Origin of the sequence: Ruminococcus sp. YE282, assembly GCA_900101355.1 — a bacterium.
Classification (GTDB): domain Bacteria; phylum Bacillota; class Clostridia; order Oscillospirales; family Acutalibacteraceae; genus Ruminococcoides; species Ruminococcoides bromii_A.
Genome location: FMUV01000026.1, coordinates 14,039 through 34,048, shown reverse-complemented (window position 1 = coordinate 34,048; position 20,010 = coordinate 14,039). Strand labels below are relative to the sequence as shown.

At 37.9% G+C, this 20,010-nt stretch carries 21 protein-coding genes and 1 pseudogene; 2 read left to right on the top strand and 20 right to left on the bottom strand.

The genetic code is table 11. The features are described 5' to 3' along the window. Window positions 1-142, top strand: a pseudogene (locus BLP46_RS13565) (IS256 family transposase); the annotation flags it as partial. Between the two features lie 376 nt (window positions 143-518). On the opposite strand, the gene BLP46_RS08785 reads toward BLP46_RS13565, so the two are convergent. From BLP46_RS08785 to BLP46_RS08695, 20 genes are all read right to left on the bottom strand, one after another. Continuing rightward, window positions 519-1,157, bottom strand: coding sequence for an alpha/beta hydrolase (locus BLP46_RS08785; RefSeq protein WP_318259550.1), 639 nt, complete (start codon window positions 1,155-1,157; stop codon window positions 519-521). Then, window positions 1,102-1,305, bottom strand: coding sequence for a hypothetical protein (locus tag BLP46_RS13335; protein ID WP_318259549.1), 204 nt, complete (start codon window positions 1,303-1,305; stop codon window positions 1,102-1,104). Before BLP46_RS13335 ends, BLP46_RS08785 begins: the two co-directional genes overlap by 56 nt. Window positions 1,306-1,875: 570 nt before the next feature. Continuing rightward, window positions 1,876-2,640, bottom strand: coding sequence for a zinc ribbon domain-containing protein (locus BLP46_RS08780; protein ID WP_092978270.1), 765 nt, complete (start codon window positions 2,638-2,640; stop codon window positions 1,876-1,878). Between the two features lie 124 nt (window positions 2,641-2,764). Beyond that, on the bottom strand, window positions 2,765-3,646 hold the full coding sequence (locus tag BLP46_RS08775) for an AraC family transcriptional regulator (protein ID WP_092978269.1): 882 nt from the start codon (window positions 3,644-3,646) through the stop codon (window positions 2,765-2,767). A gap of 443 nt (window positions 3,647-4,089) precedes the next feature. Continuing rightward, window positions 4,090-4,239, bottom strand: coding sequence for a hypothetical protein (locus tag BLP46_RS13075; RefSeq protein ID WP_092978267.1), 150 nt, complete (start codon window positions 4,237-4,239; stop codon window positions 4,090-4,092). Between the two features lie 66 nt (window positions 4,240-4,305). Next, window positions 4,306-4,626 carry a TfoX/Sxy family protein gene (locus tag BLP46_RS08765; RefSeq protein WP_092978265.1) on the bottom strand — a complete coding sequence of 107 codons (321 nt, stop codon included), beginning with the start codon at window positions 4,624-4,626 and terminating at the stop codon, window positions 4,306-4,308. 317 nt (window positions 4,627-4,943) lie between these two features. Beyond that, on the bottom strand, window positions 4,944-5,759 hold the full coding sequence (locus BLP46_RS08760) for a hypothetical protein (RefSeq protein WP_092978263.1): 816 nt from the start codon (window positions 5,757-5,759) through the stop codon (window positions 4,944-4,946). Window positions 5,760-5,797: 38 nt separating this feature from the next. Next, window positions 5,798-6,244 carry a hypothetical protein gene (locus BLP46_RS08755; protein ID WP_318259548.1) on the bottom strand — a complete coding sequence of 149 codons (447 nt, stop codon included), beginning with the start codon at window positions 6,242-6,244 and terminating at the stop codon, window positions 5,798-5,800. A gap of 226 nt (window positions 6,245-6,470) precedes the next feature. Next, a complete protein-coding gene (lysS, locus tag BLP46_RS08750; RefSeq protein WP_092978259.1) occupies window positions 6,471-8,393 on the bottom strand; it encodes a lysine--tRNA ligase in 1,923 nt (640 codons plus the stop codon). A 26-nt stretch (window positions 8,394-8,419) separates the two neighbouring features. Next, entirely contained in the window at window positions 8,420-8,902 is a 483-nt protein-coding gene (gene greA, locus BLP46_RS08745) for a transcription elongation factor GreA (RefSeq protein WP_092978257.1), read from the bottom strand. 161 nt (window positions 8,903-9,063) lie between these two features. Continuing rightward, window positions 9,064-9,897: a hypothetical protein gene (locus BLP46_RS08740; protein WP_092978255.1), complete on the bottom strand. Its 834-nt coding sequence runs from the start codon at window positions 9,895-9,897 to the stop codon at window positions 9,064-9,066. A gap of 77 nt (window positions 9,898-9,974) precedes the next feature. After that, on the bottom strand, window positions 9,975-11,258 hold the full coding sequence (locus BLP46_RS08735) for a murein hydrolase activator EnvC family protein (RefSeq protein ID WP_167669230.1): 1,284 nt from the start codon (window positions 11,256-11,258) through the stop codon (window positions 9,975-9,977). A gap of 20 nt (window positions 11,259-11,278) precedes the next feature. Further along, a complete protein-coding gene (gene ftsX, locus BLP46_RS08730) occupies window positions 11,279-12,181 on the bottom strand; it encodes a permease-like cell division protein FtsX (RefSeq protein WP_092978252.1) in 903 nt (300 codons plus the stop codon). A gap of 30 nt (window positions 12,182-12,211) precedes the next feature. Beyond that, window positions 12,212-12,985: a cell division ATP-binding protein FtsE gene (gene ftsE, locus BLP46_RS08725; RefSeq protein ID WP_092978251.1), complete on the bottom strand. Its 774-nt coding sequence runs from the start codon at window positions 12,983-12,985 to the stop codon at window positions 12,212-12,214. Window positions 12,986-13,371: 386 nt separating this feature from the next. Next, complete coding sequence (locus BLP46_RS08720; RefSeq protein ID WP_092978250.1) at window positions 13,372-14,457, bottom strand: PucR family transcriptional regulator; 1,086 nt, start codon at window positions 14,455-14,457, stop codon at window positions 13,372-13,374. 480 nt (window positions 14,458-14,937) lie between these two features. After that, window positions 14,938-16,047: an ABC transporter ATP-binding protein gene (locus tag BLP46_RS08715; protein ID WP_092978249.1), complete on the bottom strand. Its 1,110-nt coding sequence runs from the start codon at window positions 16,045-16,047 to the stop codon at window positions 14,938-14,940. Window positions 16,048-16,199: 152 nt separating this feature from the next. Continuing rightward, window positions 16,200-16,922 carry a pseudouridine synthase gene (locus tag BLP46_RS08710; RefSeq protein WP_207645225.1) on the bottom strand — a complete coding sequence of 241 codons (723 nt, stop codon included), beginning with the start codon at window positions 16,920-16,922 and terminating at the stop codon, window positions 16,200-16,202. After that, complete coding sequence (locus BLP46_RS08705) at window positions 16,909-17,397, bottom strand: DUF4830 domain-containing protein (RefSeq protein ID WP_092978245.1); 489 nt, start codon at window positions 17,395-17,397, stop codon at window positions 16,909-16,911. The genes BLP46_RS08710 and BLP46_RS08705 overlap by 14 nt, the downstream gene beginning before the upstream one ends. A 71-nt stretch (window positions 17,398-17,468) precedes the next feature. Next, window positions 17,469-18,128, bottom strand: a complete 660-nt coding sequence (locus BLP46_RS08700) for an HAD hydrolase-like protein (RefSeq protein WP_092978243.1) — start codon at window positions 18,126-18,128, stop codon at window positions 17,469-17,471. 2 nt (window positions 18,129-18,130) lie between these two features. Further along, on the bottom strand, window positions 18,131-18,517 hold the full coding sequence (locus tag BLP46_RS08695; protein ID WP_092978241.1) for a thioesterase family protein: 387 nt from the start codon (window positions 18,515-18,517) through the stop codon (window positions 18,131-18,133). A gap of 295 nt (window positions 18,518-18,812) precedes the next feature. Between BLP46_RS08695 and ychF the strand changes: the two genes are divergently transcribed. Then, window positions 18,813-19,907, top strand: a complete 1,095-nt coding sequence (ychF, locus tag BLP46_RS08690; RefSeq protein ID WP_092978239.1) for a redox-regulated ATPase YchF — start codon at window positions 18,813-18,815, stop codon at window positions 19,905-19,907. The last annotated feature ends 103 nt before the right edge of the window (window positions 19,908-20,010 follow it).

The following is a 20,010-nucleotide window of genomic DNA, read 5'->3' as shown; positions in this document are numbered from 1 at the left end:
ATTCACAAACGATGACAGCCTGCGCAAAATGTTGTATTTAGCGTCTCAAAAAATTGTCGAACGCTGGACACAAAGATGTCGAAACTGGGATGTAGTTTTAAGCCAGTTATCAATAATATTTGAGGCCAGAATACCTGCTTGATTTGCCCCTGAGAATAGAATTTCCTGTCTGCAAAATGTTATTCACGCTTTGGCATGCATAACATTCCGCAGACAGGAATGAAAAGTTGACACGGGGCAAATCAGAAAGCCTGATTGCAACCGCAATCCTGTATTCTGTTATTGCTTGAAGGATTATTATTTACACAAAATTTTATGGGTTGCCAATTTTTCTAAAAAATTCTGTTTTATCTTGTAGTTTTTGAATATCCGTATAAACAGAAAAACCTTTAAAAACAGACTGTATTTTTATGTTTTTTCTGCCCACTCTAATAGCTATAATCCAATTTAATTTCTTAAAAACCTCGCAGAAACTTTTATCATTCTCTGCATACTACAAAATGTGAAGTTATTGTTTTCTAAGCCATTCCGCATGCCTGAACGACCGCTTTTATCCAACTCTCCGCATCTAACAGTAATTCCTCGTGTCGGAGGTCATATTCACAAATATCTGGATTTGCAAAATATTTTAAATAACGTTTTCTATATTTCTCGCCCATTTTCAATGCATAAAAAACATGGATTGTTGTCCCCGAAACTTGAATATGTTCACCTACTTTGGTATAAAGGTCCGTACAAAACTGATTTTTCATAGATTCTTTTGAAATGAAAGAAAAATCAATTCCGCTACCGTTACCCATAATTTCCATAAATCTTCGTATATAATCGGAACTGTCATTGCCGTTATTCATTTTCTTTGCAAAAACTTTTTTTATCAGCCTGCCGCCTTTTCCGGTAATAAGAGGATAGAAAATTGGCATTATGAGGGCGGTTTCCAAATGTGCCAACCATTTCGGTGCTTGGTCCATATCACTTGAACCAATAATTGCATGATTAATATGAATATTTTGGCGGCTTACAAGAAGAGAAACAACGGAACCGCCCAGTGAGCATCCGTAAGCTGCAAATATTTTTCCGTCTAGATGCTCTTTTATATACTCTTCAATCTTTTTGTACTTCATCAAGTTCTGAAACAAAGGTAGTATTTTCTGTTTCATCGAAGCCACTATAACTTACAACCAGTGTATAAAAGTATTGCTGTAATCCTTCCAATACATGACCAAAGTTTGTTTTCCAATAACAGCATGTTCCCGGAAATAGCATAATAGACGGTTTATTTATGTCACCAAATCCATATATTTTCATTTGCGTTACCTCCAGTGCTATATTTATCTTTCTTTACTTTTAAATTTAGATTTGCATTTTAGTTTATTTTAGAAAATTGGCAAACCACGATTAGGGATAACTATTTTTTACTAATTGTGCTTTTGCGGAAATTTGTCTACAAAAATTTGAAAAACAATCTTTTGTTATTAATTTATATATTACAGTATAGCTGTCAAGATATGACAAGTCAAGCTACGGTTATTCAACAACCACTACTCATATTAACCCCCAATCTTCTTTGCGCTTAGAGCATATGAAGTTTCTGCTCTTTCTTGTAGTTTACGAATATCTGTACAAATAGAAAAAGCCCTTTGAGAAACGAATTTTTCCTCTCAAAGGGCAGTTTGATAAACTGAAAGTTGTTTAAAAAAATACTTTTTATTATTTATAACCAAACATAATAACATACAATCAAAAAGCCATATTGCTTTCTCTTTTGTTGAAAGCAATATTATTATGATAGTCCTGTTATATCTAATTCACAGAATTTTTAAGAAAAGAGGTGTCATTTTTTCGACGCCTCTTTGACTGTTTTGGTTTTAGCTTCCGCTATCTTTTCTTATACAATACAAGCTCCGGATTTTCACCGTTTTTTTCATATGTGCAAACAAGGATAAAATCCATATTTGCCACAACGCCAAAACATCTTTCTCCGCCAAACTCACATTCAAGTTGATTTCCAATATATGTAGTATTATCATCTAAAAACTTTGCGATGTTTCCATTTGGGAGTCTGTATTCCAAATTAATATAGCTTCCGACAAGTGAATTCAGCTTTGTAAGCTTCGGCATTCCCTCAATATTTAAAGCGTTTATCTCATCGATCAGAGTACTTTTAAATTCTTCAAAAGCCTTGTTACCTCCGAGTTCTTTGTATCGTTTCCAATAATCAAGTTTAGGAAGAGTTTTAAGCAAATACGAGCGTACCTCATCCTCTGAGTGTTCATCATTCGTCATATTTTTCACACACACATCAATCAAATCGTCCATGTTGCTGTACATATACTCACCATCGGCATAGCACCATTTGCAATAGTCCTCGTTCGGGGCGCCATCCTTTTCCTTGCTGATAATACTATCCTCCAGCGGCATACCGCAGCATTGACAAATCAATTTTCTTGGCGACCCAAGCAATGTATTAATAGACACATCAAACAGCTTTGATAATAGTTTTAACGTTTCGGTATTCGGGATTGTATCGCCGTTTTCCCAACGGGATACAGCCTGTCTTGTAACAAACATCTTTTCTGCTAATTCGTCTTGAGAAAGTTTAGCTTTTGTTCTTAAATTAAATAATATATCTTTTGTTTCCATATCTGTCACCACCTTAATTATATTATAATACAAAGATTGTTACAGAACAAGCAACTCGCAGTTGCTGTTAAACTCGGAAGCAAGAAAAGTGCGTCGTAAATTTACGGCGCACACTATAAAAATATTAAACAGTTTTTTCTTTTACAGCAATCCAAATTTCACATTGGTAATTCGGATTTAAAGTATCTGCCGACGAATACACTTCAAATTCTACATTCTCGGCATATTCATACTGTGAGCTTTGTGGAAAAAACTCCGTTACAATTCTGTTGTATGTTTCAATAAAAGCGTCAGGCATTTTTCCCTTGCTCGTAAATACTGCATAAGTATTTGCCGGAATGGTGACTATTTCTAAATCATCATCTACTTTTCTCCCATCATACTCAACACCGATGCCATAAGGAAAATGCTCTGCATTAAGTTCAGACGAAAAGCAAATACCGAGCAATCCTTTCATAATCGGATTTTTCGGTATACAGGCAATCAATTTTTCCATTGTTCCGTCTGCACCGTGCTCCTGCCAAAGGGCTGTAATATCCTGAGTTGCATTTGCCGACTGAGGCTTTCCGACTCTTTTTCTTTTACAAACAACCTGAAATGTATCTCTTTTTTCAATTCTGTAATCCATCTTGTTTCCTCCTGTTAAGGTTAATTTTACAGACAAAGGAGTAAATATCTTAACTCTACCGCCATGTTTTGCTTCACTTGGCGAAATACCGTGAAATCGGGTAAAGGCACGAGAAAAACTTTCCGGTGTATCATATCCGTACTTCATTGCTATATCAATAATTTTAGTGTTTCCTTTCGACAGTTCTTCCCCTGCAAGAGAAAGTCTGCGCATACGGATATAATCGCCAAGCGACATACCGCACAAAATACCAAATACTCTCTGAAAGTGAAACGATGAAGAATAAGCCTTTTTCGCTGCTTTCTCATAATCAATTTCTTCCGTTATATTGGCTTCCACATAGTCAATCGCTCTTTGTATTCCTTGTATCCAATTCATTCTTTCACTCCCTCTCTGTGATTACAGTCTATCAAAATATAAACGAATTTTCTTGATTTTGAATGCTTTGAAGTGTTATGGAATATCCGATTGCTTCTCAAAAGAGATAGGGGCAACACCTGCCCCTATGCTTTTCCTTTGATTTAGTTGCATTAAGTCAAATTTGCGTTGCTTATCCGCTTACCGATTGTCTGCCTTATAAGTTTATTATTCAATCGTTGCAGTTGCCTGACAACCCGGAGGGACAGGTTACTTACCTGAAATATTTTCAGACGGCTGGGCTACCTACCGGCTCTATCACATCGAATAATGTGCATTGCGTTTTTATTCTGTGATTATATAAAGTACGATTTGGCACAATATATCTGTTTATTATTTTGCAGTAGCTAATTAACCTTTCTAAAAATGACGGTTTGATTCTTTATTAATATTTTTTCAACTTGCTAACCGTATCCTGTAAGCTCTTTCTTATATTTCAAAAAAGAATGGTCGATAGAAGCACCTGCAATTTTCTGTATTTGCTCAAATGTCAGCTTAAAAGACGGACTGCCATTATCTCGCACATACTCCCACAAATATTCATATTTACTCATTCTGCTTCATCTATTCATACATATTTCGTACATAACGGTTTCTCCGTCAAAAACAGTATTATACATCTACTTTTTCTGTTTAGATTTAGGTGTCGGCAATTCATCATACATCGCATTGAATAAACCTGTTAAAAATTCTTTATTATCCACATCTTCTACAAGCAGCATTTCTTTTGCTCCGTCATACGGCAATTCATACGCAGCTTTTGGTATATATGAAATTGAAGATTTAATTGGTTTTACAAGCAATCTATCATCATAAATTCCACCGACAATTTTTCCTCGATAATAAATGATATACTCGCCCATCATCGCACGATAAGTAATCTCGTCCAACTCCGCCAACTGTCCCAATATAAATTTCAAATATTCTTTACTTGATGCCATTGTTTCTCCTCTCAAATATCAATTCACATTTCAGTTTGTATTTACCAATCGTGCAAAAATTTGTCCCCAAAAATAAAAAAATCTTTGGTTATTATTTTATATATTACAGTATATCCGTCAAAATACAACAAGTCAAGCTACGGTCGGCAATGACAATTAGTCGTATTCAAACCTCAACCTCCTTGTGCTTAGAGTATATGAAGTTTTGGCTTTATCTTGTAGTTTGCGAATATCCGTATAAATAGAAAAAACCCTTTGAGAAAAGGATTTCTCCTCTCTCAAAGGGCAAGTTGGCAAACTGGAATTTGTAGCTCTAATTAAATCATATTATTAAAAGCATTTATTAAATCTGTCATAAATACTTCTCTTGTTTCTTCATCTAATTCTAATACTGATAGATATGGGTTTAAATCTTCAAGTTCTACTAATAATAATTTCCCATCTTGCGTTCTACAAGCATCTACTCTTTGAATACCATTTTTTATTCCATTCCATTTTATAAATTTTTGTGCAAATTCAACATCTTCATTAGAAAAATTATATTTTTCTAGTTTCCATCTTTGTTCTTTATTTGGTGCATATAAAGCATATTCTAATTTATCATTTATGAAATAAAATGATACTTCATATTTAAAATCTATTGCAGGTTGTATTAAAGTAGTTCCATCTGTTAAATTTCTTTCTATTAGTTCATTTCTTGTTAAAAATTCAAGTCCTATTGAGTCAGCACCATCTTTTGGCTTGATAACATATCTATCTACATTTGGTAGTAAATCAATATTTTTAATTGTATCTATTGTAGGAATAACAGGGTATTTTTCTAATGTCAAATCTAGCAAATATTGTTTTCCTCTCATATCTGCTTTTCCTGTAAACTCATTAAAAGTTTTTAAACTATTTGTTTTTACTCTATCTACAAATGAATTATAAATATCTTTAAATCCACTTACTCCTCCTGTATTTCTAAAAACAATTAAATCAACATCTTTTTCAAAACTTTCTGAATTTTTTGGATTGCATAATACAACATCAAAATAATCCTTTAATTTTCCTGTTATATAAATATCTTCCTCATAATAGTTTCTACCTTTTGCTTGATAATATAAATCTGTTAAATATAATATTTTTTTCATATAATCACATTTCCTTTCTATTCTATAAATTCTGATTGTTACACAATATAATTAACAATAGCATATATTAAATGACATATCGTAAAAACTAAAGCAGGAACAAAAGCAATCATATTTTTCCGTTCTAAAGAGTATAATAAAAATGCTAAGCATGGAAAAATAGTTAAACCTAATATAACTCCCGCATTTGTTATTCCTAAGTAATATAATACCCAACATAAAAAATATAATAAACAGCAGGCTATCATAGCTATTATCAAATTTGTTTTGCGAATCTTTTCTTTTTCTTTATTTTTAAAAATACATAAGCAAATTATCATTATTACTTGAGCAATTGATGCAATGGTGTCTACTATGGGCGTTATAGACTCAACTCTTAAAATGTCATGCTGTGCAGGAATTGCAAACCAAATAAAATTTGGTATCATAATTAAAAAGAAAAGCGCTAATCCAAAAATATCAAAACCAAATCTATACTTTTTCAAAACATGCTTACCTCCACAAACAACGATTTGTATTTCTGTTTGTTTTAAAAATGGGCAACTCCGATTGGAATTGCCCACTCATTGCACTAATTATGCGATTTTTTCTTGCTTGCACCGATTTCTGCATCAATTGATGTAAGTTTGATGTAAATCGCTGTTTTTTTAGTTTTTTATCAAACGAAGTACGTCCCGTCTATTTGGTAAAACGGTACATCTTTACATCATCTTAATAGAGCTTTGCACCTGCCGGAATGTGGTCATCTACCATCAGAAGATGAAGCTTTTCTTCGCCTTCTTCTTCATGAATAGCACTGAGGAGCATACCGCAAGAGTCAATGCCCATCATCGCTCTCGGTGGAAGATTTGTGATAGCGATAAGAGTCTTTCCAACCAGTTCCTCCGGCTCATAAAAGCTATGAATACCGCTTAAAATGGTTCTGTCTGTGCCTGTTCCATCATCAAGAGTGAACTGAAGGAGTTTCTTTGACTTTGGTACTGCAACACACTCTTTAACCTTTACAGCTCTGAAATCTGACTTGCTGAATGTATCAAAATCAACTTCTTCCTCAAATAAAGGCTCAATCTTTACATTAGAGAAATCAATTTTTTCCGGCTCTGCTTTCATTTCTTCGGCAGCCTGATTTTTTACATCATTTTTCTTATTTACATCACCGAGTGACTTCATTGTAGGGAACAACAGCACATCGCGGATAGCTGCCGAATCCGTAAGAAGCATCGTCATTCTGTCGATACCAAAGCCTATGCCTCCTGTCGGCGGCATACCTATTTCAAGAGCATTAAGGAAGTCTTCGTCGGTTGTGTTTGCTTCTTCATCGCCCTGAGCCAAAAGCTCCTCCTGAGCTTTGAATCTTGCCCTTTGGTCAATCGGGTCGTTAAGCTCCGAATAAGCGTTAGCCATTTCCCAACCGTTCATAAAGAACTCAAAACGTTCTACATAATCGGGATTTTCGGGTTTCTTTTTGGTGAGCGGTGAAATTTCAATCGGGTGGTCCATAACGAATGTTGGCTGTATCATATGCTCCTCGGCATATTCTTCAAAGAACAGATTAAGGATATCTCCCTTTTTATGTCTTTCCTCAAATTCAATGCCCTTTTCTTTTGCAAGAGCCTTTGCCTCTTCGTCTGTCTTAATTTCATTAAAATCAACGCCTGCATATTTCTTTACTGCATCAATCATTGTTATTCTTTCAAAAGGCTTGCCCAAATCCATTTCAACGCCGTTATATGTAATTTTGGTCGTACCCAAAACTTCCTGAGCAATGTGGCGGTACAGATTTTCTGTCAAATCCATCATGCCGTTATAGTCTGTGTATGCCTGATAAAGCTCCATCAGGGTAAATTCGGGGTTGTGTCGTGTATCAACACCCTCATTACGGAACACACGTCCTATTTCATAAACCTTTTCAAGTCCGCCAACAATAAGTCTTTTAAGGTAAAGCTCAAGAGAAATTCTGAGCTTCAAGTCTTCATCAAGCGCATTAAAGTGGGTAGTAAACGGACGAGCCGACGCACCGCCTGCATTTGCAACGAGCATCGGAGTTTCAACCTCCATAAAGCCCTGAGAATCAAGATAGCGGCGAATGCTGCTGATGATTTTTGAACGCTTTATAAAAGTATCCTTTACCTCAGGATTCATAATAAGGTCAACATAACGCTGACGATAACGGAGGTCTGTATTAGTAAGTCCGTGATATTTCTCGGGCAACGGCTTTAACGACTTTGAAAGAAGTCTTACTGCCTTTGCGTGAATTGAAATTTCGCCCATCTGAGTCTTGAATACAAAGCCCTTAACCTCAACGATGTCGCCGATATCCCATTTTTTGAGAAAACCGTATTCTTCCTCACCAAGGTCGTCAAACTTGGCAAAAATCTGGATTTTTCCGCTTCTGTCGTACAAATCCATAAACGAAACTTTGCCCTTGCCACGCTTAGAAAGCAGTCTGCCTGCAACGCAGACATCTTTATTTTCGTATTCTTCGTAATTATTCTTTATTGTTTCGGTAAGAGTATCACGGTCGCTCGTTGTTATAACAAACGGATCTCTGCCTGCTTCTCTTAATGCTTCAAGCTTGTCGTAGCGAACCTTTATTACATCGCTTGTATTAGCCTGCTGCGGCTTCTGACTCATATTTAACTTCCCCTGTTCTTCTAAAATTACTTTGAAATTTCAATTACCTTGAATGCAACTGCGCCGCCCGGAGTTTCAACTTCCACAACATCACCGACGCTCTTTTCCATAAGCGCTTTGCCAATCGGAGATTCGTCCGAAATCTTGCCTTCTTTTGGATTTGTTTCGTTTGAACCCGAACCTACAATTTTATATTTTGACTGTTTTCCTGTCTTAACATTTTCAATTGTAACAACAGATGTCAGATGAACGTGTTCGTTAGATGTTTCTGACTCATCAATAATAACGGCAGTTTTAAGAATTGCCTCAATAGTGGTAATTCTTGCCTCCATAATAGCCTGCTCATTTTTGGCGTCATCATATTCGCTGTTTTCGGAAAGGTCGCCGTAGGAACGTGCAACCTTGATTTTCTCTGCAATCTCTTTACGTTTTACGTCCTGAAGATAAGCGAGTTCCTCCTCAAGATTTTTAAGACCTTCCTCGGTAAGCATAGTTGGTTTTGCTGCCATTTTATATCATCCTTTCTGCAAAAGAAAAATTTTCACATATAGATTTATTATAGGCTTTTTCGCTGTTATTGTCAAGGAAATGTTCGGAGGTTTGCAAGGTAGACAGGCGTATTAATCAAACTGTTTTTCAAAATGTATATTATTAAACAAAATCCCGATTTTTACTGCATTTTTTGCGACTCAATCGCTGCACAAAGCGACTTTACCGTTTGTGACATATTTTCATTTCGGCACGAAAGCGGCACGATTGAACCCAGCTCATATTGTGCACCGAGGGTGTACAGAGCCGAGCAAAAATATTCCTCGTCAAGTTCTTCGGGTTTTATGCCGGCAAAACCGTTCGGCATACTGAAATTATACCTGTAATACACCATTCCTCCGACCTTGCACTTCGGACGTTTTGTGGTCAAAACAATTGCACTTGCCTTTAACGGCAGGCTTACATCTATAACAGACGGTGCAATAATTAGGTCACATTCGGAAAGCTCGGACGTATTTTTGGTTATTAATGCCGTAGCTCCGATTTCGTCAAGTGCTCTGTCGGCAACATAAAAATACGGTCGTTCATTTTGCGTTACAGCAACAACATCAGAGCAGTATTCAAGCACATTAATTAAAAAGTCGCAGGCTGTTGCCTTCAAGTCATATATTCCCACTCTTAGGCTTGCAGAACACTTACACTCCTGCAACACGCTAAGTGCCATATTGGTGCAAAGCCTTGCCGAAAACGACGTTGAAAAGAATCTTTTATAACCGCTCTTATGCGGAAACACCAATTTCTCTGAACACAAAAGCTGTCCCCGCTGTGCCCCTATTGCTCTGCTTGCCTTGTCAAGACGAATTTCTCCGCTAAAGCTTGTGTATGTAATATGTTTAAGTTGTACACCTCTGGCCTTGCATATTTCAACTTCAAGTTTATCCTTTTTTAATCTGTCTGCAAGTCCCATTATACCCTTGCGATGTTCCGGTATACTAACGCTTAATGCCGTAATCAAAAAAATCCCCCCACATATCTGCTAAGACAAAATTGCCTTAACAATTTATATGCGGGAGGATTAATTTTGATTAACAATTATTCGTACTCAGTCATAGGATTATACTTAACCCCGTTGTATCTGCATTCAAAGTGCAGGTGCGGACCTGTTGAGTTGCCCGTTGAGCCAACGTAGCCTATGGTCTGACCTTTTTTCACCGTTTGACCCGGACTGACAATAACATTTGTGAAGTGACCGTAAACAGTAACTTTGCCGTTGCCGTGGTCAATCATAACATAGTTGCCGTAACCGCCGTTGCAACCGCAGCTTCCGTTCTTGCCCCAGTTGTGATAACAGGAATTATATGTATCAATTACTGTGCCGTTGTCGGCAGCAACTACCGAAGCACCCATAATTCCCGCTCCGGCAATATCAATTGCACCGTGATTATATGTAGTTCTGTCTTCATTCCAAAGCGATGACAGATAATAAAATCCGGGACAAGGCCATGTAAATCCTGATGATGACGGTGTTATGTCACCGCTGCTACCGCTTGATGAGCCATCGGTATTTGATGAACCCGAGTTATTGTTTGCTTTGTCCGCCTCTTGAGCTTTCTGAGCAGCCTCTTGTGCCGCAGCGGCCTGTTTTGCATAATAAGATGCAATCTTAGCTTGAATTTCATCACTCTCGCCCACTGCACTTTCAATGGCACTTTTTGCATTATCGCTCTCTGTATAAAGATTTTTCAGAATTTCTTCATTCTTTTCAAGAGTGTCATTTAAATCATCAAGGTCAGCCTGCAAAGAATCCTGCTTTGACTCAAGGTCTGCCTTATCGTTTTCAAGCGATTCCTTTTGCTCCGAAACGCTGTCAAGTTTATCGGTAATTTCGCCTATCAGTTTTTTGTCGTAATTAGAAAGAGTTTTTACAAGCTCCATTTTATCAACAAAGTCCGAAAAATCCTTGGCTCCGAGAATTATTTCCAAATCACTTGCGCTGCCTGCCATATAAATGGTTCTCAAACGAACGCAAAGTGCGTCAACCTGAGATTTAATGTCAGAATTAGCGTTATTAATATCAGTCTGCTTAGCTTCAATATCGCTGTTGAGAGCTTCAATAGATTCCCTTGTTATAGCGATCTTGTCATTAAGATTTTTAATTTTATTTACAAGGGCATCCTTATATTCTTCTTTGTCCTTAATGTCTGATTCTGCCTTATCAAGAATACTCTGATAGTCCTTGTTCTGTTTTTCAAGGTCTTCAAGCTTTTGCTGGAGCGAACTGATACTTTCTGCGCCTGCGCTGAAAACAGACATTGATATAGGCAAAGATATCATACATACGCTGAGCAATGCGCATAAAATTCTTTTAAGCTTCATATATTTCTCCTTATTAAAAATTACCATCCGAGAATTTCGTTGCCTTCCATTTTCAAATATTTGCGGATAGACAGGAAGCTTCCTGCAAAGCCGACAAACATACCTGCAACAACAAATGATGCAACTACCGGCAACAACACATTGGTAAACGGAATAAAATCAAACGGAATATTTGTTGTAACAAATACCTGACTTATTCCCTCATACAAAAGGGCAAGACCGCCAACCGAAATTGCGGCGGAAATCAAGCCGATTAACATACCTTCTACCAAAAACGGCATTCGCACAAACGAGTTAGTTGCGCCGACCGACTTCATTATACTGATTTCAAATCTGCGTGAATACATCGTTGCACGGATGGTATTAGCTATAATAAACAATGAAATAACAACAAGCACAATGACAATTCCTATGGCGATTATATTAACCATATGGCTTATGTTAGTCAATTTTTCGGCAAAATCTCTGCGGTTCAAAACAGAATCAACGCCGTCAATTTTCTGAATTTCGGCAACGGTTTCATCATACTTTTCCAAGTCATCCATAACTACAATGAATGCGTCGGGCAGTGGGTTTTTGTCTTCATCAATCTGAGAAAACAGCTCATCGCCCAATTGATTCTTAAATTGAAGTATGGCGTCATCTTTTGAATAAAACGTTACAGAATTAACATTACTTATTTTTTCAATTTCTTTTCCTATATAAACAGCATCAAGCTGAGAATATCCGTCTTTTATATACACAGTGGTTTCGTTGTTCTGACCAACCTGGTCAACCATTTCCGATACGTTTACGGAAAACAGAGTTGCCGAACCGGTAAGCACAAGGCAGCTGACAAGCACGCAAATTGAGGCGATGCTCATTATTCTGTTTACCCAGACATTCTTCAAGCCTTCTTTTACAAGATAGCCAAAGCCTTTCATACTACTTTCCTTTCACAGCTTTTTTGACCGTTATTCGTCGGTCGAAGCGACAGAAATATCATCAGAAAACTGTTTAAGCTCTGCATAATCGTCAGAGTCGTCATAGTTTTTGATATCGTCATAATCGTCAGAGATATTATCTTTGCTTGTATCATCAACAACTCTGCCGTGGTCAATTTTTATTACTCTGTGATTAAACTCACGCACAAGCTCGTGTTCGTGGGTAACAACCAAAACTGTTGTGCCCATAGAATTAATCTCTGTAAGCAATTCAATTATTTCATGTGACAGCTCCGGGTCAACGTTTCCCGTCGGCTCGTCTGCAATAATAATTTCAGGATTATTAACAAGTGCCCTCGCAAGGCTGACACGCTGCTGTTCGCCTCCGGAAAGCTCGCTTGGCTTTCTCTTTCCTTTGTCGGACAATCCGACAAGACTCAATACATACGGAACACGTTTTTTGATTGTGGCAGTGTTTTCGCCGACTGCACGCATAGCGAACGCAACATTATCAAACACAGTCATTTTATCAATAAGTCTGAAGTCCTGAAAAACAATTCCCATATGACGGCGAAGATACGGAACCTCTTTGCGCTTTAACTTTGATATTTTTTTGCCGGCAATTGTAATCTCACCGTTCGAGGGGGTTTCTTCGTGCATAATAAGCTTCAAAAATGTACTCTTGCCGGCACCCGAAGCACCAACGATAAACACAAACTCGCCTTTGTCTATGTGCAAATTAACATCATAAAGGGCGTGAATACCATTAGGATATGTTTTTGATACATTTTCAAAATCAATCATAATTTCACCTTTGCTTTGCACACTAAAGTGCAATAAAAATCAATCGTCCTGAACACAAAATATCACCTTGTGTTCAGGAACGAATAGGAGCAATTTCACAAGCGGAAAACTAACTAATACTCAAAACAAAAACCTGAACATTTTATTGCCTGATTGAGCAATAAGGCGGCAATTGTCTGTTGTTTTCCGGGTTAAACAACTCAAAATATAATCATAATAGTGCAAATTTTATCCGTTTCTAAGGCGGATGTCACGTCAGAATTTCAGAGGGAGTTATAATCCCACACCGAAGCCCTGAGGAGTTAACGCTCCTTTGCACCGTTTGCAATCGTTTACAAACTCAGCTTCTTACAAGCAAAGCGTTGCTGCGATTTAAGAATTTAAAATCAATACTTTGTTGGGCTTGCGTTAAGATATTTCTTAACCATAAGTGCTACCTTAAATACAATAGCGTCTTCAAACTCACGCAAATCAAGACCGGTAAGCTTCTTGATTTTCTCAAGTCTGTAAACAAGGGTGTTGCGGTGAACAAACAATTTACGTGATGTTTCCGAAACATTCAGGTTGTTTTCAAAGAAACGCTGAATTGTAAACAAAGTTTCCTGGTCAAGACTTTCGATTGAACCGCGCTTAAATACCTCTTTAAGGAACATCTTGCAGAGTGTTGTCGGAAGCTGATAGATAAGACGGGCAATACCCAAGTTATCATAGCTTACGATTGTGCGCTCGGTGTCAAATACCTTTGCAACTTCAAGAGCTGACTGAGCTTCTTTGAACGAACGAGCCAAATCCTTGATGCCTGTAACGGTTGTTCCTATACCTACAACACAGTGAGTATAGAACTCGCTTGACAAAGTATCCGCAATTGAGCTTGCCAACTTTTCAAGGTCTCGACCGTCGGTATCAGCCTTAACCTCCTTAACAAGAGCAATTTCTTCCTCGTTAATATTGATAACAAAGTCCTTTGACTTGTCCGGGAAAAGGTTTTGAATAATATCATACGCAGACACGTCAGTCTTGGCAACAATCTTAATCAAAAGGCAAACTCTTGAAACCTCACTGTTAAAGTGAAGTTCTCTTGCCTTTAAATAAATATCACCCGGAAGAATATTGTCAAGAATAACATTTTTTATAAAATTGGAACGATCGTATTTTTCATCATAATACTGCTTTATGCTTGCAAAAGATACCGAAAGAAGTTGAACATACTTTTGTGCGTATTCATCAGTACCCTGCACAAAAACGGCATAGTCATACTTTGCACTGCTTCCAAATGATTTGTATGTGTAGCCGTTGATAACAAACGGAGCTGTAAGGCTGAGTGTTTCCGAATTAATGTTTTCGTTTACCTCACCGATTTTGCCCAGTTCCGAGCAGGCAATAACAACAGAAGTTTCGTCAATAACACCGATTGTTCTGTCAATAGCATCCTTCATCTGGTGTACAATGCCCTGAAATAATCTGTTAGACATATAAATGTACCTCTTTTCTCTGCATTATAACATAATTGCAACCCATATCATATCGTTACAATTCTTCTATATACATATTACACAAAAACGAGAAAAAAATCAACCTCTATTTACAATTTTCTTTGAAAATTTTATAAAAATTGCATAAGATGTTAAATCTCATTCAAAAAATACATCATTTTTACGTATATTTTAATTGTAATAAATATGATATAAATTTTTAATGCCGTTATGCATTTCGGCACATTGCATATATCCGATTAAATGACTGATTTGTATAAATGCCACTTTTAATCAGTATTAAAAATTGTCTTAGCTTAATTTTTTATTATATAATGACACACCAATGTGTTGATATTGTGACAAAACATTGTTTTTTGATAATTTAGGCTTGAGAAAACTATGTAAAAAGCGGAAATTTGATACAAATGCCACGCAAAATAAAAAGGGCTGTCGAAACAGCCCTCATTTTAAGTATTATCAGTTTGTAATTGTCTGTTCAGTATCTTTATCAAAGATATGAATCTTATCAAGACTGAATGTAATTTTAATCTTATCTCCCGGCTGAGCAGTAGATGTAGGCTCAACACGAGCGGTAATCGGTGTTCCGCCGATATTTACATAAAGATAAATCTCAGCACCCATAAGCTCTGTAACGTCAACGTTAGCTTCGAGTGTAACCTTAGCCTTTTCAAGTTCTTCAGGCTCGTCGTGAACGTGCTCAGGACGGATACCGAAAACAACTTCTTTGCCAACATAAGCATCAAGCTTGCCGTTTGCAGTCTTATCTGCAGGAACAGGAATCTTGTACTTATCAAAGTTGAGAGTGTACTCAGAACCTGACTTCTGAACAGTAGCGTTGATGAAGTTCATCTGAGGTGAACCGATAAATCCTGCAACGAACATATTGCAAGGCAAGTCATAAAGATGCTGTGGAGTATCAACCTGCTGAATAAATCCGTCTTTCATAACAACGATTCTTGTACCCATTGTCATAGCTTCTGTCTGGTCATGGGTTACATAGATAAATGTAGTGCCGAGTCTCTGATAAAGCTTTGAAATCTCTGTACGCATCTGAGCACGAAGCTTAGCGTCCAAGTTTGAAAGCGGTTCGTCAAGCAAGAATACCTTTGGGTTACGTACAATAGCACGACCAAGTGCAACACGCTGTCTCTGACCGCCTGAAAGAGCCTTTGGCTTTCTGTCGAGATACTGCTCGATTCCGAGAATACGTGCAGCCTCTTCAACTCTGCGCTTGATTTCTTCCTTAGGGGTTTTTCTGAGCTTAAGACCGAATGCCATATTATCATAAACGGTCATATGCGGATAAAGTGCATAGTTCTGGAAAACCATTGCGATATCTCTGTCTTTTGGAGCAACGTCGTTAGAAAGTCTGTCGCCGATATATAACTCACCTTTTGAAATATCTTCAAGACCTGCAATCATTCTGAGTGTGGTTGACTTACCGCAACCGGAAGGACCGACAAGAATGATAAACTCTTTATCTGCAATCTCAAGATTAAAATCTGTTACGGCTGTAACTCCGCCGTCATAGATTTTGTAAACGTGTTTCAATGATACATTTGCCATTATAAATACCTCCATTTGTGAATAAAGTCCCTACACTTTATTTCGCTTATTAATATACCACTTTGAACAGATTATTACTATACCGATTTTGACTAAATATTGTTGTGATATTTTATTAAATTTCGATACCAAATAAAAAAAACAAGCTGTTTTTAGTGTATATTGCCGATAAAAACTGACTTTTTGTCCAAATTCGTCATTAATTTACAGCTTCCTATGGGCAAATTGCTACCAAGGGATAATTGTCCGATAGAAATTCGTTTAAGGTGCACAACTTTTATTCCACAAGCTTCAAACATCTTTTTAACTTGATGAAATTTACCCTCGCAGATTGTTACAATGCCGATTTTATTGTCAACACTTTCCCCAATTTCAAGCTTTGCAGGTAAACATTTTGTTCCGTCGGCAAATATTATCCCATCTTTAAACCTTTTTACGGTTTCTTCGGTTATGGGTTTATCAAGCTCGGCAACATAAGTTTTGTCTACGTGTTTTTTAGGCGACAACATTCTGTGTGCAAAAACACCGTCGTTCGTAATAATCAGAAGTCCCTCGGTATCTTTGTCAAGCCGTCCCGCCGGAAAAAGTCCGCTGCGCTTCATCTCCCGAGGCAAAATATCAATAACGGTTTTGTCACGGTTATCAACAGTTGCCGACACAACGCCTGCAGGTTTATTCATCATAATATAAATATACTTTTCGCAGTTTACAGCCTGTCCGTCCACAGTAATTACGTCTGAATTTTCATCAGCCTTGGTTTCGGGCTTTTTGCAAATCTCACCGTTTATTTGCACCCGACCGTCTCTTATAATTTTTTGCACATCTCTGCGGCTGCCGGCACCGCCCTGCACCAACAATTTATCAATTCTTTCCATAACAATTCAACGGCTTGTTGTCCTCGCCGTACTCTCCATTTGTAATATGTCCTCCGATTACGGTATCCCTGAAAACAAGCAATACAGCCGTTTCGTTGTCAGTGTTTTTCAGAGGATATGTGACCTTTTGAACGTTTTTGCCCTTATATTTGCTTAAATCAAGCCCAACCTTTTTTTGAAGCTCATTGTATTCATCATACACGGTGTTAAACTCGCTCGGTATAATCACTTCGGAGCTTTGAAAATTTTCAGAATCCGGCTCAAATCCGAATTGTTCAAGGAACAAACACTGTTCTTCCGTATTTCCGGCTTGCAAAGTATATGTCCCGATTTCATCACAGGTTGCGCTTGACGGCGGCTTGCCCTGCATTTTTGTCATACAGGCAATGCAAACAATTGCCGCTGCTGCAGACATTACGGCAAAAAATATTATCGGTATTTTGGATGACTTCATCTTAAAGTTAAATACAAACACTTAAAAACCTCCGCACATATACATATTAATATTAATATGTATGCCGCAGGCTTCTGTATAATTACTGCTTGTCAGCCGATTAACTTTAAAATATCTTTCGGCGTATCGGCAAACAGAGATGCACCCTCATCCTGCATTGCCTTAATTGAGCCGTATCCGTATTTTACCCCCACAAAATCGGCCTTGCAAAGTCGTGCTCCGCGCGCGTCAAAATATGTGTCTCCAAGCATAACTGTGCGTTTTCGGTCGGTTTCAATGTTTCCTCCAAGCGACTCCACCGCATAAGGAATAAGGTCTTTCTTATCCTTACGGCTTCCGTCGAAGGTTGAACCGCAAACAGCGTCAAAGTACTCAGTTACACCGAGAATTTCAACAATTTCTTCCGCAAATTTTTCATACTTTGAAGTACATACGGCGGTTTTTGCGCCGCTTTGTCTGATACTTTTGAGCACCTCTTTGACCCCGTCATATAATTTATTCAGGTATTTGCCCGTTTCATTGTAAAAGTCACGGTACAACACCAATCCCTTTTGGCAATCGGGCTCGTCAAAGCGGCACAAATTTCTAAACGTGTCAAGAAGCGGAGGGCCTATATATAATGTATAATCATCAAGATTCGGAAGCGGTTTGTCAAGTGAAGTAATTGCGTGTTCAAGTGATTTCCTGATGCCGGGTGCGCTTTCGCTCACAGTACCGTCCAAATCAAACAAAACATATTTATATCTGCTCATAATCAATCATCAAACTTGCTGTCGGCTTTGTTTTGAAATTTTACTGCTTTAACGCTCACACGTGTGTGAGTACCTTTTGCAATCTCGCCTTTTTTATCGCTTGCAAAAACTTCAAAATGAAATATTCGTCCGTCATTTTCCTTTAATACTGCCGTTGCAGTAACTTCCGCACCGACAGGAGTCGGGCTTGTATGCTCTATCGAAATCATTGTTCCTACCGTTGTAAGTTCTTCGTTGTCAAGAACTTTCTGAGCCAACTCTGCCGCTGCGTTCTCCATCAGCGCAACCACTGCCGGAGTAGCAAGAACCATAAGGCTGCCGCTGCCCATTGAGCAGGCAAGATTTTCTTCTTCAACTTTTATTGTCTTTGAAAGTGTATTTTCTGTCATAATAATCACCTTTTCTGTTGTTTCTGAAAATTATTTGTGGTACAATAGTTTTTAGACTTGATATTTAAATTGGAGAATGCCCTGCTTTGCTTGCAAAAACAAAGCTTGCAACCGATTACAAACAGTGCAAGGGAGCAATGACTCCTCAAGGATTCGGCAAGAGATTATAACTACTGCTGAAATTCTGGATTAACCCCGCCCTATTAGAGGCGTGGGACATCTGCACTATGATTATAATACAATATTATCAATAATTAGGCAAGTAATGCCCAAAAATATTTTAGGAGTAGCGAAAATGAAATTAGGTATCGTAGGCTTACCGAATGTCGGAAAAAGCACACTTTTTAATGCAATAACAAATGCAGGCGCACAAAGCGCAAACTATCCGTTCTGCACAATTGAACCCAATGTTGGCGTGGTTGCCGTTCCGGACAAACGACTTGACAAGCTCGCCGAAATGTACGACCCAGACAAATATACGCCTGCCTCAATAGAATTTGTTGATATTGCGGGACTTGTAAAGGGTGCGTCAAAGGGCGAAGGACTCGGCAACAAGTTTTTGTCAAATATTCGCGAATGTGACGCAATTGTTCACGTTGTACGCTGTTTTGGAAACGACGACATCATTCACGTTGAGGGCAGTATCGACCCAAAACGCGATATTGAAACAATTAACCTTGAACTTGTTTTGTCAGATATGGAAATGCTTGAGCGCAGAATTGACAAAACCAAAAAAATGCTTAAGGGCGACAAAAAATATCAAAAGGACATAGACCTTTTTGAGCGTGTTATGAAAGCTCTTGAAGCGGGAAAACCCGCAAGAAGCGTTGAATGTGACGATGATGAAAAAGCTGTTTTATCTGAAGTTGCATTGCTTACAAACAAACCTGTAATATATGCGGCTAATATGAGCGACGAAGATTTTTCCAACGGTCTTGAATCAAATCAGGGTTATCAGGAAGTAAAGAAGATTGCCGCCGAAGAAAACTCCGGCGTACTTCCGATTTGTGCTCAGATTGAGGAAGAAATCGTAGATATGGACAAGGAAGAAAAGGAAATGTTCCTTGCGGATATGGGACTTGAAGAAAGCGGTCTTGACCGACTTATCAAGGAATGTTATTCTCTGCTCGGTCTTATTTCATTTCTGACAGCAGGAAAGCAGGAAGTTCGTGCCTGGACAATCAAAAAAGGCACAAAAGCTCCTCAGGCAGCCGGAAAAATCCACTCTGACTTTGAAAGAGGATTTATAAGAGCCGAAGTTATAGCATATGATGATTTGATTGTGTGCGGAAGTATGACAGCCGCAAAAGAAAAAGGACTTGTCCGCAGCGAAGGCAAAGAATATGTTATGAAAGACGGCGACGTTGTACTGTTCAGATTTAACGTATAATCAAAATTACATATTCGATATTCTGAAAAATTGCAGGCAAACCGATTGTTTGCCTGCGTTATATTATTATTTTAATTACACACCATTTCAACAAGGAGCATAG

Excerpts from the sequence above, each read along its gene's own strand:
- BLP46_RS08785 (WP_318259550.1), bottom strand. The coding sequence starts at position 1,157 with ATGAAACAGAAAATACTACCTTTGTTTCAGAACTTGATGAAGTACAAA.
- BLP46_RS13335 (WP_318259549.1), bottom strand. The coding sequence starts at position 1,305 with ATGAAAATATATGGATTTGGTGACATAAATAAACCGTCTATTATGCTA.
- BLP46_RS08780 (WP_092978270.1), bottom strand. The coding sequence starts at position 2,640 with ATGGAAACAAAAGATATATTATTTAATTTAAGAACAAAAGCTAAACTT.
- BLP46_RS08775 (WP_092978269.1), bottom strand. The coding sequence starts at position 3,646 with ATGAATTGGATACAAGGAATACAAAGAGCGATTGACTATGTGGAAGCC.
- BLP46_RS13075 (WP_092978267.1), bottom strand. The coding sequence starts at position 4,239 with ATGAGTAAATATGAATATTTGTGGGAGTATGTGCGAGATAATGGCAGT.
- BLP46_RS08765 (WP_092978265.1), bottom strand. The coding sequence starts at position 4,626 with ATGGCATCAAGTAAAGAATATTTGAAATTTATATTGGGACAGTTGGCG.
- BLP46_RS08760 (WP_092978263.1), bottom strand. The coding sequence starts at position 5,759 with ATGAAAAAAATATTATATTTAACAGATTTATATTATCAAGCAAAAGGT.
- lysS (WP_092978259.1), bottom strand. The coding sequence starts at position 8,393 with ATGAGTCAGAAGCCGCAGCAGGCTAATACAAGCGATGTAATAAAGGTT.
- greA (WP_092978257.1), bottom strand. The coding sequence starts at position 8,902 with ATGGCAGCAAAACCAACTATGCTTACCGAGGAAGGTCTTAAAAATCTT.
- BLP46_RS08735 (WP_167669230.1), bottom strand. The coding sequence starts at position 11,258 with ATGAAGCTTAAAAGAATTTTATGCGCATTGCTCAGCGTATGTATGATA.
- ftsX (WP_092978252.1), bottom strand. The coding sequence starts at position 12,181 with ATGAAAGGCTTTGGCTATCTTGTAAAAGAAGGCTTGAAGAATGTCTGG.
- ftsE (WP_092978251.1), bottom strand. The coding sequence starts at position 12,985 with ATGATTGATTTTGAAAATGTATCAAAAACATATCCTAATGGTATTCAC.
- BLP46_RS08720 (WP_092978250.1), bottom strand. The coding sequence starts at position 14,457 with ATGTCTAACAGATTATTTCAGGGCATTGTACACCAGATGAAGGATGCT.
- BLP46_RS08715 (WP_092978249.1), bottom strand. The coding sequence starts at position 16,047 with ATGGCAAATGTATCATTGAAACACGTTTACAAAATCTATGACGGCGGA.
- BLP46_RS08710 (WP_207645225.1), bottom strand. The coding sequence starts at position 16,922 with ATGGAAAGAATTGATAAATTGTTGGTGCAGGGCGGTGCCGGCAGCCGC.
- BLP46_RS08700 (WP_092978243.1), bottom strand. The coding sequence starts at position 18,128 with ATGAGCAGATATAAATATGTTTTGTTTGATTTGGACGGTACTGTGAGC.
- BLP46_RS08695 (WP_092978241.1), bottom strand. The coding sequence starts at position 18,517 with ATGACAGAAAATACACTTTCAAAGACAATAAAAGTTGAAGAAGAAAAT.
- ychF (WP_092978239.1), top strand. The coding sequence starts at position 18,813 with ATGAAATTAGGTATCGTAGGCTTACCGAATGTCGGAAAAAGCACACTT.